The sequence below is a fragment of the Comamonas endophytica genome, assembly GCF_023634805.2.
Lineage (GTDB): Bacteria > Pseudomonadota > Gammaproteobacteria > Burkholderiales > Burkholderiaceae_C > Comamonas > Comamonas endophytica.
The window spans coordinates 126085-139988 of the sequence record NZ_CP106882.1 but is presented as its reverse complement, the minus strand read 5'-3'; the positions used below and the strand labels follow the sequence as shown (position 1 = coordinate 139988).

At 67.8% G+C, this 13904-nt stretch carries 11 protein-coding genes; 5 read left to right on the top strand and 6 right to left on the bottom strand.

The genetic code is table 11. The features are described from left to right. Window positions 1-161: 161 nt before the first annotated feature. Window positions 162-815, top strand: a complete 654-nt coding sequence (locus M9799_RS17600) for a cysteine hydrolase family protein (RefSeq protein ID WP_231044930.1) — start codon at window positions 162-164, stop codon at window positions 813-815. Further along, window positions 802-1788, top strand: coding sequence for a Bug family tripartite tricarboxylate transporter substrate binding protein (locus M9799_RS17595; RefSeq protein ID WP_231044929.1), 987 nt, complete (start codon window positions 802-804; stop codon window positions 1786-1788). The genes M9799_RS17600 and M9799_RS17595 overlap by 14 nt, the downstream gene beginning before the upstream one ends. 24 nt (window positions 1789-1812) lie before the next feature. Here M9799_RS17595 and M9799_RS17590 read toward each other — a convergent pair whose 3' ends face one another. Then, window positions 1813-2931 (bottom strand): MBL fold metallo-hydrolase, encoded by a 1119-nt coding sequence (locus tag M9799_RS17590; protein WP_231044928.1) that lies wholly within the window; start codon window positions 2929-2931, stop codon window positions 1813-1815. 191 nt (window positions 2932-3122) lie between these two features. Between M9799_RS17590 and M9799_RS17585 the strand changes: the two genes are divergently transcribed. Next, complete coding sequence (locus M9799_RS17585; RefSeq protein WP_231044927.1) at window positions 3123-3791, top strand: response regulator; 669 nt, start codon at window positions 3123-3125, stop codon at window positions 3789-3791. Further along, window positions 3788-5221, top strand: a complete 1434-nt coding sequence (locus tag M9799_RS17580; RefSeq protein WP_231044926.1) for a sensor histidine kinase — start codon at window positions 3788-3790, stop codon at window positions 5219-5221. Before M9799_RS17585 ends, M9799_RS17580 begins: the two co-directional genes overlap by 4 nt. Here M9799_RS17580 and M9799_RS17575 read toward each other — a convergent pair. Further along, complete coding sequence (locus tag M9799_RS17575; RefSeq protein ID WP_231044925.1) at window positions 5190-6173, bottom strand: tripartite tricarboxylate transporter substrate binding protein; 984 nt, start codon at window positions 6171-6173, stop codon at window positions 5190-5192. The two genes, M9799_RS17580 and M9799_RS17575, sit on opposite strands and share 32 nt — an antisense overlap. A gap of 138 nt (window positions 6174-6311) precedes the next feature. On the opposite strand from M9799_RS17575, the gene M9799_RS17570 reads away from it, so the two are divergent. After that, window positions 6312-7313: a Bug family tripartite tricarboxylate transporter substrate binding protein gene (locus M9799_RS17570; protein WP_231044924.1), complete on the top strand. Its 1002-nt coding sequence runs from the start codon at window positions 6312-6314 to the stop codon at window positions 7311-7313. Here M9799_RS17570 and M9799_RS17565 read toward each other — a convergent pair. From M9799_RS17565 to cobW, 4 genes are all read right to left on the bottom strand, one after another. Continuing rightward, window positions 7300-7827 carry a vWA domain-containing protein gene (locus M9799_RS17565; RefSeq protein WP_231044923.1) on the bottom strand — a complete coding sequence of 176 codons (528 nt, stop codon included), beginning with the start codon at window positions 7825-7827 and terminating at the stop codon, window positions 7300-7302. The two genes, M9799_RS17570 and M9799_RS17565, sit on opposite strands and share 14 nt — an antisense overlap. Window positions 7828-7958: 131 nt before the next feature. After that, the gene (locus M9799_RS17560; protein WP_231044922.1) at window positions 7959-8987 is read right to left on the bottom strand and encodes a magnesium chelatase ATPase subunit I; all 1029 of its coding nucleotides are present in this window, start codon (window positions 8985-8987) and stop codon (window positions 7959-7961) included. Then, a complete protein-coding gene (gene cobN / locus M9799_RS17555) occupies window positions 8984-12796 on the bottom strand; it encodes a cobaltochelatase subunit CobN (RefSeq protein ID WP_231044921.1) in 3813 nt (1270 codons plus the stop codon). Before cobN ends, M9799_RS17560 begins: the two co-directional genes overlap by 4 nt. Next, window positions 12796-13854 carry a cobalamin biosynthesis protein CobW gene (gene cobW, locus M9799_RS17550; RefSeq protein ID WP_231044920.1) on the bottom strand — a complete coding sequence of 353 codons (1059 nt, stop codon included), beginning with the start codon at window positions 13852-13854 and terminating at the stop codon, window positions 12796-12798. Before cobW ends, cobN begins: the two co-directional genes overlap by 1 nt. Between the last annotated feature and the right edge of the window lie 50 nt (window positions 13855-13904).

Genomic DNA, 13904 nt, shown 5'->3' with positions numbered 1-13904 from the left:
GGGACAGCGCCCAGCCGCTCTTCCCGCAAAAATCCAGCGCGGCCGTCCAGACATCAATTTATTTGACTGCGCAGTGAAGATTTCTTGGTTTGGGAAAATCCGCGATTGGCACGATCCTTGTGTGGCATTTCAATGAAATTCTTCACGCCACGGGATTCTTTGTGAAAACAGTCAACCGCATTACTTTCTGGGACCAGATACCGGAAATCATCGACCCGCGCCACACGGCATTGCTGGTGGTCGATGTGCAAAATGATTTCTACCACCCGGATGGGCTGTATTCCAAGAACGGCAAGCGCATGCAGCAGACCTACGGCACGCTGCCCGGCATCGTCGATCTGGTGAAGTTCGCGCAGGACAGGAACATCATGGTGGTCTTCCTGCAGCAGATCACCCTGCCCCATGGCCGCAGCGATTCCCCCTCGTGGATGCGCCTCAAGTGCCGGGACGGCAAGAACCCCGAATACACGCTGAAGAACAGCTGGGGCGCGCAGCTGGCGCAGGGGCTCGAGCCCACGCCCAACGACGTGGTGATCGAGAAATTCCGCTCCGATGCCTTCGTCAAGACCCAACTGGATGCGGTGCTGGACACGCAGGGGATCCGATCGCTGGTGGTCGTCGGTACCTCCACCGAAGGCTGCGTGGAGTCAAGTATCCGCGGCGCTTCCTATCACGATTATTACGTGGTCGCCGTGGAGGACCTGATCTGCAGCACCAATCCGGAGTTGCACCAGGGCTCGATGAATTTCATCAAGGCCAGGTATCCCGTCTGCCGGTCCGAAGAGATCCGGAAAATCTGGAATGACGCCCGTTGATCAGGAGAAACCCACCATGTTCAAGAAAATTCTTTTCTGGGGCGCAGCCCTGGCCATGGCCGCTCCTTCGGCCGCGCTGGCGCAGTATCCGGAACGCCCCGTCAAGCTGGTGGTCGGATTTTCCGCCGGCGGGCCCACCGATATTGCCGCGCGCCTGCTGGCCAAGCACCTGGGCGAGAACCTCAAGCAGCCCTTCGTGATCGACAACAAGGCCGGCGCGGGCGGCAACCTGGCGACCAACGAGGTGGCCAGGAGCCGCGCCGACGGCTATACCGGCATGGTCACCGGCATGAACCTGACCATCAACCCGTTCATGACCGAGGGATTGAAGGTCGACTCGCAGCAGGACTTCGAGCCGGTGCGGGTGTTTGCCACCTCGCCCACCATCTTGGTGGTGCGCAAGGATTTTCCTGCCGAGAACTTTGCTCAGTTCCTGCAGGAGCTGAAGAAGAACCCGGGCAAGTACGATGCCTCGGCGCAGGGCGCATCTCCGGTGCTTGCGATCCAGCTGTTCAAGACCAGCACCGGCACCGATATCTCCTCGATTCCCTACAAGGGCGCGGCGCCGGCAATGATCGATCTGGTTGCGGGCCATGTGGACCTGTCCTTTGCCTCGCTGGGCTCGGTCATGCCCTACCTGCAGTCGGGCAAGCTCAAGGCGCTGGCGATTGCCGCGCCCGCGCGCCACAGGGACCTGCCCCAGGTGCAGACCTTCACCGAGGTGGGGATGCCCGATTTCCGCTTCGACTCCTGGGTAGGCCTGCTCTATCCCAAGGGCACGCCGCCCGAAGTGCTCCAGAAGGTCGATGCCTCGATGGCCAGACTGGTGGGCACGAGCGAGTTTGCCAAGGCCCTGGACGCAGCAGGCATGCAGCCGGTGAAGGACAGCACGCCCGCTTCGTTCAAGCAATTGATCGACCAGGAAATGCAGCTCTACAAGCGCCTGGCGGCCGGCCTGGACAAGAAGGGCTGAGCCGGAGCCGGCGGCCTGCCGGGTTCAATCGCCCGGGCATTCCATGTCGCCGGCACGCGGGTTGGTGCCCTGCACGCCCAGGCCGACGCCCGAGGCCGGCAGTCCCATGGCCAGCTTCACTTCGGCGTTGGTATCGGGGCGCAGGCCCTTGGCGTCGTAGACGAACGCATCGAAGTAGTTCTTCGAGTAGAGCTGCGGAACCTGGGCGGTGGCCAGGAACTTCTTGAGTTCCGGCATCTCGTCTTCCACATACGGATAGTGCAGGCCGTTGGTGATGCTGAAGCCGCCGCGCGCGCCGAAGTGGTGGGGCATGAAGTACTTGACGCCGAACGCGGGTACCACGACGCGTGCCTGGTTCACGACGCGCGACTCGGGGCCGCCCTGCCAGACCTCGAAGCCGTCGATGCCCGCGTCGCGCACGGCGCGCGACAGATTGGTCAGCGGTGCGCCGCGGTTCACGCCATCGGTGTCGATCTGGTCGGTCGTCAGGTCCTTGCCGCCCGCGCCCGAGTCCGTCACATACCAGGTCAGGGTCTTTTCCTTGGTCTGCGCCGTGAACAGGTAGCCAAAGGTCTCTATGCCGCCGCCGTTTTGCAGCAGGCCGCAGCCGATGCTGTGCACCCAGCGCACGACGCGCATGGTGACATGGTCGTTCAGCTGCACCTTCTCGCCGCCATAGAGGGCGGTGCACTTGTTCGCCGCGATGCCGTAGGCCACGGCCTCGGCACATGCGCTCTTCGAGCCGTAATACTGCGCGCCGGTCTGCTTGGCCCATTCGGGGGTGTCGACCGAGTGGTCGCCATGCAGGTGTCCGAGCAGGACCACATCGATATCGCCCTTGAGCTTGAGCGCGTCATGCACCTTGGCGACCATGGCCGGGTTCGGGTCGCGCGCGGGATAGCCCACGGCGCCGTCCAGCAGGATGCCCAGTTCGCCCACCTGGTAATGCCAGTTGGTGACGCCAAACCAGGTCATGCGCACATTCGTGGGTGCGTTGTCCACGGGTGGTGGCGTGGGCTCGGCCACGGGGGGCGGTGGCTGCACGGCCGGCGGCGCAGCCGGGTCGTCAGCGCTGCCGCCGCAGGCGATCACCAGGCATGCGGCCGCGAGGGCGCTCAGGCCGTAGGGGCAGGGAATTTTCATGGGCTGTCTCCTTGTTTGCCGGCGAGGAATTGGCCGGGTCCTTGAGCACAAAGATAGGGGGACGCAGCTTTCAACGGGCTGTCGGAGACGCGGCCATTGCGCAATGGTTAGCCCTAGCTCCATGCCGGACCCCGACGACGCGGTGTCCGGCACAATGGCGCCCCTGTTCTGGACCTTTTGCGGAATACGGCATGCGACTCCTGTTGGCGGAAGACGAATCGGCGCTGGCCGACTGGCTGGTGCGCACCCTGGCGCAAAGCGGATTCCAGGTGGACTGGGTGGCCGACGGCCGGCTGGTGCGCCGCGCGCTGCGGGCCACGCGCTATGACGCGCTGATCCTCGATCTGGGCCTGCCCGGACTAGCGGGCGAGGAGGTACTGCTGAGCCTGCGCGAGGACGAGGACCCGGTGCCGATACTGATCCTCACCGCGCGCGACACGCTGGCGCAGCGCGTGGCGACACTGCGCGCCGGGGCCGACGACTTCCTGGCCAAGCCCTTCGAGGTGGAGGAGCTCGAGGCCCGACTGCAGGCGCTGATCCGCCGGGCCCGGGGCCGCGAGGCCACGCGCTTTTCCTGCGGCCAACTGGTGTACGACACGCAGACGCGGCGCTTCGAATGCGGGCTGGAGGCCTTCATGCTCACGCCGCGCGAGCATGCGCTGCTGGCCACGCTGATCCAGGCGCGCGGGCAGCCGCTGGGCCGGCGCGAGCTGCTCGAGCGCGTGTTCGTGGGCGACAGCGAGGTGTCGCCCGAAGCGGTGGAGGTGCTGATCCACCGGCTGCGCAAGCGGCTGCTGCCCACCGGCACGCAGATCGCCACCCTGCGCGGCCTGGGTTATGTGCTGGAAGCCGCGCCGTGAATCTCGATGCCCTGCACCGCGTCAGCCTGCGGCGCATGCTGATCGTGCTGCTGCTGGCCGGCGTCATGGTGGGCAGCCTGCTGCAGGTCTGGCTCACCTGGCAGACGGCACGCTCGGCCGTGAACGCGGCATTCGACCGCTCGCTGCTGGGTGCCGTCAAGGCCATCGATGCCAATGTCTCGACCGAAAGCGGGGGGCTGGCCGTGGAGCTGCCCTACGTGCTGTTCGAGTTCTTCGAGCTCACGGCCAATGGGCCGGTGCATTACCGCGTGGCGACGCTCGACGGCCTGGTGGAGATCGGCAGCCCCGACCTGCCGATGCCCGCGCAGCCGCTGGGCGAGCGCCAGCCGCATTTCGATACGGTGGAGTACGCGGGCGCGCAGGTGCGCATCGCCACCTACCAGCGCGCGCTGGCGCACCCCATTGGCGGCAGCAGCGATACGCTGCTGGTCATCCAGGTGGCCGAGCCTTTCGCCTCGCGCGACCAGTTCGGCCGGCGTTTCCTGATCGGCGCCATCGCCCGCGACGCCTTGCTGGCGGCGCTGGCCGCGGCCGCCGTGGCCGCGGCGGTGGCCTGGGCGCTGCGGCCGCTGCGCCAGCTGCGCCAGGAGGTGGCGCAGCGCGCGCCCGACGACCTCTCGCCCATGGACACCAGCCGCGTGCCGCGCGACGTGCTGCCGCTGGTCGAGGCCATGAACCAGCACATCCTGCGCAACCGCGAGCTGCTGGACGCGCAGCGCCGCTTCGTCGATGACGCCTCGCACCAGCTGCGCACCCCGCTGAGCACGCTGCAGACCCAGCTGTCGTTCGCGCAGCGCGCCAGCGACCTGCCCAGCGTGCAGGCAGCGCTGGCGGCCCTGCGCGAGCAGCTGCGCCACGCCATCCGCCAGACCAACCAGATGCTGGCGCTGGCGCGCGCCGACAGCTGCGATCTCGATACCGAAGCCGTCGATCTGGCCGAACTCGCCAGCGAGGTGACGCGAAGCCGGTGGCCGCAGGCGCGGGCGAAGGACATCGACCTGGGGCTCGAGACGCCGGAGCAATCCACGTGGGTGCAGGTGCAGCGCGAGTTGCTGGAGGAGGCTCTGGCCAATCTGATCGACAACGCCCTGCGCTACACGCCCGCGGGAGGAAGGATCACGGTCGAAGTCGCGGTGGATGCACGCGCCGCAAGCCTGGGCGTGCGCGACAGCGGGCCGGGCATTCCGCCCGCGGAGCTGCCGCGCGCCATGCAGCGCTTTTTCCGCGCCAGCAATGCGCAGGGCGCAGGCTCGGGGCTGGGACTGGCCATCGTGGCGTCCATCGCCAGGCGCCACCAGGGGCGGCTCGAGCTGCTGCGGGCACCGCAGGAGGGCGGGTTGTGGGCACGGATCGGCTTGCCGCGCGCCGGCGCCTTGCCTACGGCACCGTCTGCAGACCGAACTCCCTGACCAGTTCGCGGTACTGCGCGATCTGCGCATGGACGTAACGGTCGAGCTCCTTGCCGACCAATGCCATGGGAAACAGCCCGCGCTCGGCGCGCAGCTGCTGGAAGCCCGGCGAGGCCAGCATCCTGGAAAAGGCGTCGCTCCAGAGGGCGTAGTCGGCGTCCGATACCCCAGGACCCAGGTAGAAGCCGCGCACGATGGGCCAGGAAATCGCCGCCCCGGCCTCGCGCGCCGTGGGCACCTGCGACAGCGCGCCGGGCAGCCGCTGGTCGGACATGACGGCCAGGATGCGCAGCCGCGCGCCGGCCTGGATCTGCTGCAGCGTTTCTGCCGCATCGCCGCTGAACACCTGGATATGCCCGCCCTCGAGCGCGCGGATCGCCTCGCCGCCGCCTTCGAAAGCCACGAAGCGCATGCGCTTGGGGCTGGCGCCGGCCGCGCGTGCGAGCAGCGCGGCCTTCATCCAGTCCTGGCTGCCAATCGTGCCGCCCGCGCCCAGTGCCACCTTCGAGGGGTCGGCCTTCATGGCGCGCATCACATCGGCCAGCGTCTGGTAGGGCGAATCCTGCGCCACCACCACCGCCCCATAGTCCGTGCCGATGGCCGCCAGCCAGCGCACATCGTGCTCGGTGTGGCGCCCGAACTTGCGCTGCGCCAGGTTCAGCAGCGAGCCGCCGGAGAAAGCCACGATAGCGTTGGGCTGCGGCGGGCTCTGGGATATCACGCTGCTGTAGGCCACGGCGCCGATGCCGCCGGGCAGATAGCGCAGGTGCATCGGTGTGGTGATGAAGCGGCCGTCCAGCAGCCCGCGCTGCACCAGCTTGCAGCTCAGATCGAAACCACCGCCAGGCTTGGCCGGGGCGATGCATTCGGTCTGGTCCAGGGGGCCGGCGGCTGCAGCGCCCGTGGCGAAGGCGGCAGACGCAATGAGGGCGAGAGCAATGGGGTAGGGCATGGATGCCGAGCATATACAGGCCGCGCGTCCTCGCGCCGCCGCAAGGCGCGCAGCTAGGGTAAACACCGCGCGCTTGAAAGCCTCCTGAAAGGTGCTTGCGGGCAGCATCGGCTCCTCAAAAGTATTTCGGAGACAGACATGCACAGCCAGGAATTCTCTGCGGCCCCCACGCGCCGCCAACTGCTTGCGGCCGGCGGCGCGCTGGCGCTGACGGGCCTGCTGCCCGGCCTGGCGCGCGCCCAGGCGCCCTGGCCATCGAAGTCGGTGCGCTTCGTCGTGCCCTTCGCGCCGGGCGGCAGCTCGGAGATCGTCGCGCGTTCCACCGCGGCAGAGCTGTCCAAGACGCTGGGGCAAAGCGTGTTCGTCGACAACAAGCCGGGCGCGGCCGGCAATATCGCGATGTCCGAAGTGGCGCGCGCCGACGACCAGCACACCCTGATCCTTGGCCATATCGGCACGCTGGCCGTCAATCCCTATATCTTCGACAAGCTGCCCTGGTCGCCCAAGGATTTCAAGCCCGTCAGCCTGCTGGCCAAGGTGCCCAGCCTGTATGTGGTGCATCCCGACGTGCCGGCGAAGAATCTGCGCGAGTTCATCGCCTATGCCAAGAGCAAGCCCGGGCGCCTGAGCTATGGCTCGGCCGGCAACGGCAGCGCGGGGCAGCTGGCCTTCGAGTACCTCAAGATGACGGCCGATGTGTTCATGCTGCATGTGCCCTACCGCGGCACGGGCCCGCTGCTGACCGACCTGCTGTCGGGCCGCGTCGATGCCTCGGCGATCGGCGCCGCGGCCATCCTGCCCTTCATCAAGTCGGGCAAGGTGCGCTGCATCGCCACCGGCTCGTCGCAGCGGCTGCCGCAGCTGCCGGATGTGCCCACGGTGGCCGAGCAGGGCTTCCCGGGCTTCGAGATGACGCAGTGGTACGGCATGCTGGCGCCGGCCAACATGCCCCAGGCGAACATCGACAAGCTGTCGGCCGAGACCATGAAGGCCGTGAAGGCGCCCGATGCGCTGCGCCGCCTGCATGGCGACGCGGCCGAGGTCATTGGCGATACCCCCGCGCAGTTCGAGAAGTTCATCGCGGTGGAGCAGGAGCGCTGGAAGAAGGTGATCGCGCGCGCGAAGATCAAGCCCGACTGAGCTGCGCCGCCGATATCCACTGCGCCTCCCAGTCCAGCGCCAGCCTTTGGCAGCGCTGCAGCGCCACGGCCTCGTTCTCGAAGTCGACGATATGGCAGCTGTCGGCGAGAAGCGGGCGCGCGGGCAGGGCGGCAAAGCGCCCGTCGGTGAGCAGCCAGAGCGAAAGCGCCCGGCCCGAAGAGGCGGCGCGCGCGCGGCGCAGCAGCTGATGGGCCAGCGCCATGGCCGATTCCACAGGCGTGGCGCCGCCGCCGCGCAGCGGCTGGATCCAATCCGCATTGAAGGCCGCCACCTTGCCCGGCGCCTGCAGCAGTTGCGCGCTGGTGCCGGAAAAACCGATCACCGCCAGGTGTTCGCGCCGGCGGTAGAAGCTTTCCGTCAGGGCCAGCAGGCAGCCCTTGGCCAGCGCCAGTTTTTCGCCGCGCAGCATCGAGGCCGACATGTCGAGCAGCACGCAATGCAGCGCCTGGCTGCCCATGGGTTGCGGACGGTAATGCAGATGTTCCCGCTTCAAGGGCCGGCGGCCTTTATGCAACAGGGTCTTGACCCAGTCCAGGCGCGTCCCGGACGCGCCATTCAAACGTCCCTTGCGCGCGGTATTGCTGCCGCGCCCTGCCTTGGCCTGACCGGCCAGCGCAGGGCGCGTCAGGCTTTTTTTGGCGCAAGCGCCTTCAGGGGTTTGACCGCGCGCAGGGCGGTGGCCTGGGGTGGGGGCATCGCGCCCCAGTTCTGCTGCTGGCTTTCGCCCACGCCTGGGGCTGGGGTGTCATCGAGCCGCTGTGCAGGCGGCGGTGTCTGCTCGGGTGCGCCGGACGGTGGCGAGCCCGCGCCGGCTTCCTGGCTGCGCCGGTGCGCCAGCGCCAGTTCGGCCACTGCATCGACATCGGAAACCAGCACCTCATCGCGCCCGGCCAATGCCGCATGCGCCCGCGCCGCGCGCAGCATCACCAGATCGGCGCGCACGCCTTCGACACCGGCCTGCTGGCACAGCTGCGCCACATGCTCGTGCACGGCATCGGACCAGTCCAGCGATGCCACGATCTCCCGGGCCGTGGCCACACGCCGGGCCAGCGCCTGCTGTGCGCCAGCATGCTGCGCGGCAAAGCCTTCGGGGTCGGCATCGAAGGCCATGCGCGCCTTGACGATGGCCTTGCGCGTGGCGACATCGGGCACATTGGCCAATTGCACGAACAGCCCGAAGCGGTCGAGCAACTGCGGCCGCAGCTGGCCTTCCTCGGGGTTCATGGTGCCGATCAATGCGATGCGCGCCGGGTGCTGGTGCGACACGCCATCGCGCTCGATGCGGTTGATGCCGCTGGCGCTGACATCGAGCAGCAGATCGACCAGCCCGTCGGCCAGCAGATTGACTTCATCGACATAGAGAATGCCCTGGTGCGCCTGCGCCAGCAGCCCGGGGCGGAACTGCACGGCGGAGCTTTGCAGCGCGGCCTCCAGATCCAGCGAGCCCACCAGCTGCTCCTCGGTGGCGCCCAGCGGCAGGTTGACGAAGCGGCCCGCCGGCAGCAGCTCGGCAAGGGCGCGCGCGCTGGTGGACTTGGCGGTGCCGCGCGGGCCCTCGACCAGCACGCCGCCCAGCAGCGGATCGACCGCCACCAGCAGCAGCGCGGTCTGCAACTGCTGCTGGCCTTGAAGGGCGCTGAAAGGGAAGCTCATCGGTTCTCCAGAAATTGTTCGGCCTGCAGCAGCTGCTCTTCCAGCAGCGCCTGATGGCTGCTGCCGTCCTGCCACAGCCCACGCTGGATGGCTTCGAGCAGCCGTTCGCAGATGCCGTGGAAGGCGGCGGGATTGTGCTGCGTCAGGAAGTCGCGCGTGGCGGCATCGGCCACGAAGGCATCGGTCACGCGTGCGTACTGGTCGTCGCGCACCACGCGTGCCGTCGCATCGAAGGCAAAAAGATAGTCCACCGTGGCCGCGACTTCCGCCGCACCCTTGTAGCCATGGCGCTTGATGCCGTCGATCCACTTCGGGTTGGTGACGCGCGCGCGCACCACGCGGCTGATTTCCTCCTGCAGCGTGCGCATGCGCGGCGCCTGCGGGTTGCTGTGGTCGCCAAAGTAGAGATCGGGCTGCTGGCCGCCGAAGTGGCGCACGGCTGCCGCCATGCCGCCCTGGAACTGGTAGTAGTCGTCCGAATCCAGCAGGTCGTGCTCGCGATTGTCCTGGTTCTGCACGACCAGCTGCATCGCGCCGAGACGGCGAACGAAGGTGTCCGGCAGCGGCGTGCCGTCGTCCTGCTGGCCATAGGCATAGGCGCCCCAGTTGCGGTAGGCCGTGGCCAGATCCTCGTCGGTCTGCCAGTTGCCGCCTTCCATCAGGCCCTGCAGGCCCGCGCCATAGCTGCCGGGCTTGGCGCCGAACACGCGCAGTCCGGCCTGGTGGCGCGCCTCCTTGGCCTGCATGCCTTGGCTTTGCAGCAGCGCGGCTTCCTGCAGCACGCGTGCCCGGATCGGGTTGATGTCTTCGTCTTCCTCTTCGAGATCCGCCACCTTCTGCACCGCGGCGTCGAACAGCCGGATCACATTGGTGAAGGCATCGCGGAAGAAGCCCGACACGCGCAGCGTCACATCGACGCGCGGGCGGCCCAGCACCGCCATCGGCAGCACCTCGAAATCCACCACGCGCCAGCTGCCGTCGGCCCACTTCGGGCGCACGCCCAGCAGTGCAAAGGCCTGCGCGATATCGTCGCCGCCGGTGCGCATGGTGGCCGTGCCCCAGACCGACAGGCCCAGCGTGCGCGGGTAGTCGCCATGCTCCTGCGTGTATTTCTCGACCAGCAACTGCGCCGACTGCAGCCCCAGCGTCCAGCTGGTGGGCGTGGGCACGGCGCGCGTGTCGATGGAAAAGAAATTGCGTCCGGTGGGCAGCACATCGGGGCGCCCGCGCGTGGGCGCGCCGCTCGGGCCGGCGGGAACGAAGCGGCCTTCCAGCCCGCGGCTGAGCTGCAGGATTTCCTGCGGGCCGCAGTCCTCGAGGCGCGGGCGCAGGTCCTGCTGCACGCGCTCGAGGACCTGCAGGGTATCTGCCATGCCGCAATGGGCCGCCCTGATCTCGTCCAGCGCACGCTCCAGCCAGTCCAGCGCCAGCAGTTCCAGGCGCTCGCGCGTATCGCCCGTATGGCGCCAGGGCTGGGCATCGATCTGCGCCAGCACTTCGGGGCGCGGCCCGTTCCAGGGCGCTTCCCACGCTGCATCCAGCGGGTTGAAATCCTTGCCCAGCTGCAGGTCCCGCGCCATGGCCTGCACCAGGCTGCCGTTGGCGCCCTGGCCATTGCCCACCGGGTGCCGCGCCAGCGCCAGCAGCGTGTCGCGTGCCAGCCGCCCCGTGGGCGATTGGCCGAACACATGCAGCCCGTCGCGGATCTGGCTTTCCTTGAGCTCGCACAGATAGGCGTCGGTCCTGTTGAGCAGCAGCTGCTCCTCCTCGGCGCCGCGCGGCGCGGCCATGCCCAGATCCTGGTGCAGGTCATGCTTCACGATATGGGCAAGAATCTCGCGGCGCAGCAGCTGCGCGCGCCGGCCGTCCATGGTGATGGCCTCGTAGTATTCGTCCACCATGCGTTCGAGATCGCGCGTCGGGCCATAGCTTTCGGCGCGCGTGAGCGGCGGCATCAGATGGTCCACGATCACCGCCTGCGCGCGGCGCTTGGCCTGCGTGCCTTCGCCGGGATCGTTGACGATGAAGGGATAGAGATGCGGCATGGGCCCGAACACCAGATCGGGCCAGCAGGTATTTGACAGCGCCACGCTCTTGCCCGGCAGCCATTCGAGGTTGCCATGCTTGCCCACATGCACTATCGCATCGGCGTTCCAGTGGCTGCGCAGCCAGTGGTAGAAGGCCAGGTAGTAATGCGGCGGCACCAGGTCGGGGTCGTGGTAGCTGGCGGCGGGATCGAGCTGGTAGCCGCGCGCCGGCTGGATGCCCACGAACACCTGGCCGCAGCGCAGCCCGGCGATCATGAAGCGCCCATCTCGCACCATCGGATCGGCCTCCGGCGCGCCCCAGCGCTGCAGCACCGCCTCGCGGTTGGATTCGGGCAGGCTGGCGAAGAACGCCTGATAGCTCTGCAGCGCCAGGCTCTGCTGCGCAGGCCGCACGGCCCACGAATCCGGATCGTTGGTGATGCCCTGCTGCAGGAGCGCCATCAGCGCGTCGCCATCGGCGGGCAGCGCATCGATGGCATAGCCTTGCTGCTGCAAGGCTTGAAGTATGTGGATGACCGATGCCGGCGTATCCAGCCCCACGCCATTGCCCAGCCGGCCTTCCTTGGTGGGATAGTTGGCGAGGATCAGCGCCAGACGCTTGTCGCCATTGGCCTTGCTGCGCAGCCGGCACCAGCGCTGCGCCAGCTCCACGACGAAGGCCAGGCGCTCGGCATGCGGCTGGTATTGCACGACGTCGGACTGCGTGAGTTCGCTGCGGTGCGCGCGGCCCTTGAAGCTGATGGCACGCGTGATGATGCGGCCGTCGACCTCGGGCATGGCCACATGCATGGCGATGTCGCGCGGCTGCAGGCCGTGCGCGTCGTCGAGCCAGCTTTGCTCGTTGGCGCCGGACATGATGACCTGCAGCACCGGGATATCGCCCGCCAGCGCGTGGTCGCCCGGTGTCTCCAGGGACGACTGCGAAAACGAGGTGGTGTTGAGGATCAACGCCACATGACGCTCGGCGCACAGCTGGTGCAGCATCGCCATGCTGGCCGCGTCTTTCAGCGACAGCAGCGCCAGCGGCAGCGGGTTCATGCCGCGCGCCAGCAGTTCGCGGCTCAGCGCCTCGAACACCTGGGTGTTGCCCGACTGCAGATGCGCGCGGTAGAACGCGATCAGCACCACGGGGGCGCCGGGCAGCCATTGCAGCGGGCCGGGCTGCTGCCAGTCCTCGGCCGTGGCGGCATCGTGCGCCGGGTGGTACACGGCCACCGAAGGCAGCGGGCGCGGCGGCAGCGCCGGCTGCGTTCCGCCCAGGAAGGCCTGCCACAGATAGCGCAGCATCTCGCGCGCATTGGCTATGCCGCCCTCGCGCAGATAGCGCCACAGGGCGCGGCACTGCTCCACCTGGGCGGTGCTCTTTTGCAGCAGATTCAGGTCCTCGGTGGTATCGCCCGAGAACATCACCAGCGTGATGCCCTTGAGGCGGCAAATCTCGCGGATGCGCTCGGTGCCATAGGGCCAGTAGCTCTCGCCGCCGAGATGGTCGATGACGATCACGCGCGCATGCTGCAGCACCTCGTCCACATACAGATCGACGGAGGCCGGCTGGCGCAGGTGCATCAGATTGGCCAGGCGCAGCGTGGGCAACCGCTCACCATCCACCCCGGCGCGCAGCTGGGCGCAGGCCTCGGCCAGCAGCGCCAGCGTGGTGTCGGCCGCGCTCAGCACCACCACCTGCGCCGGCGTCTGGCCCAGGCTGGAAACAAAGGCCTCGTCATCGACGAAGCCCCCGGGCTGGACGGCAAGCAGATGCATCAGCGCGCTCCCAGGGAGGCGAGCTCGGCACGGATGCCGGCCTCGTCGAGATCATGGCCGATCAGCACCAGATGCGTCTGCGGCGTCTCGCCCGCGGCCCAGCGGCGGTCGAAATAGCTGTCGAAGCGCGTACCCACGCCATGCACCACCAGGCGCATCGGTTTGCCCGGAACCGCAACGAAGCCCTTCACGCGGTACACCTGGTGCTCCGACACGATGCGTTCGAGCGCGGCCAGCAGCCCATCGCGCTCGACCTCGGGCAGCTTCACGACGATGGAGTCGAAATCATCGTGGTCATGGTCCTCCTCGTCATGGCCATGGTGGCCCTGGCGCTCGTGGATGGTCTCCTCCGAGGCGCTGGACAATCCCAGCACCACGCCCAGATCGATGCGGCCCTGGTCCGCGGCGACGATCTTCACCTGCGCCGGCACTTCCTCGCGCACGATGGCCTCGACCTTGGCGCGGTCCTCGGCGTTAGCCAGATCGAGCTTGCTCAGCACCACCAGATCGGCCGACATCAGCTGGTCTTCGAAGAGTTCGTGCAGCGGCGATTCGTGGTCCAGATTCGGGTCCTGGCGGCGCTGGGCATCGACGGCGGCAGGGTTGGCGGCGAACTGGCCGGCAGCGGTGGCGGGCACGTCGACGACGGTGATCACGGCATCCACCGTGCAGGCGTTCTTGATCTCCGGCCAGTTGAAGGCCTGCACCAGCGGCTTGGGCAGCGCCAGGCCGCTGGTCTCGATCAGGATATGGTCTATATCCGCGCGCCGCGCGATCAGCTCGCGCATGACCGGATAGAACTCCTCCTGCACCGTGCAGCACATGCAGCCGTTGGCCAGTTCATAGAGCTGACCCGGCAGCTCCTCGCCGTTGTCGTCGCAGCCGATGCCGCAGCTGCGCAGGATGTCGCCATCGATGCCCAGCTCGCCGAATTCATTGACGATGACGGCGATGCGGCGCCCGCCCGCGTTCTCGAGGATATGGCGCAGCAGCGTGGTCTTGCCGCTGCCCAGGAAGCCGGTGACGATGGTGGCGGGAATCTTGGCGGATGGGGTCATGGGGTCTCCTGGTAGTAAAGCGCACCAGGGACGGGGACGGCATGCCAGGC

Coding starts and splice junctions, on each gene's coding strand:
- M9799_RS17595 (WP_231044929.1), top strand. CDS start 802: ATGACGCCCGTTGATCAGGAGAAACCCACCATGTTCAAGAAAATTCTT.
- M9799_RS17590 (WP_231044928.1), bottom strand. CDS start 2,931: ATGAAAATTCCCTGCCCCTACGGCCTGAGCGCCCTCGCGGCCGCATGC.
- M9799_RS17585 (WP_231044927.1), top strand. CDS start 3,123: ATGCGACTCCTGTTGGCGGAAGACGAATCGGCGCTGGCCGACTGGCTG.
- cobN (WP_231044921.1), bottom strand. CDS start 12,796: ATGCATCTGCTTGCCGTCCAGCCCGGGGGCTTCGTCGATGACGAGGCC.
- M9799_RS17575 (WP_231044925.1), bottom strand. CDS start 6,173: ATGCCCTACCCCATTGCTCTCGCCCTCATTGCGTCTGCCGCCTTCGCC.
- cobW (WP_231044920.1), bottom strand. CDS start 13,854: ATGACCCCATCCGCCAAGATTCCCGCCACCATCGTCACCGGCTTCCTG.
- M9799_RS17560 (WP_231044922.1), bottom strand. CDS start 8,987: ATGAGCTTCCCTTTCAGCGCCCTTCAAGGCCAGCAGCAGTTGCAGACC.
- M9799_RS17570 (WP_231044924.1), top strand. CDS start 6,312: ATGCACAGCCAGGAATTCTCTGCGGCCCCCACGCGCCGCCAACTGCTT.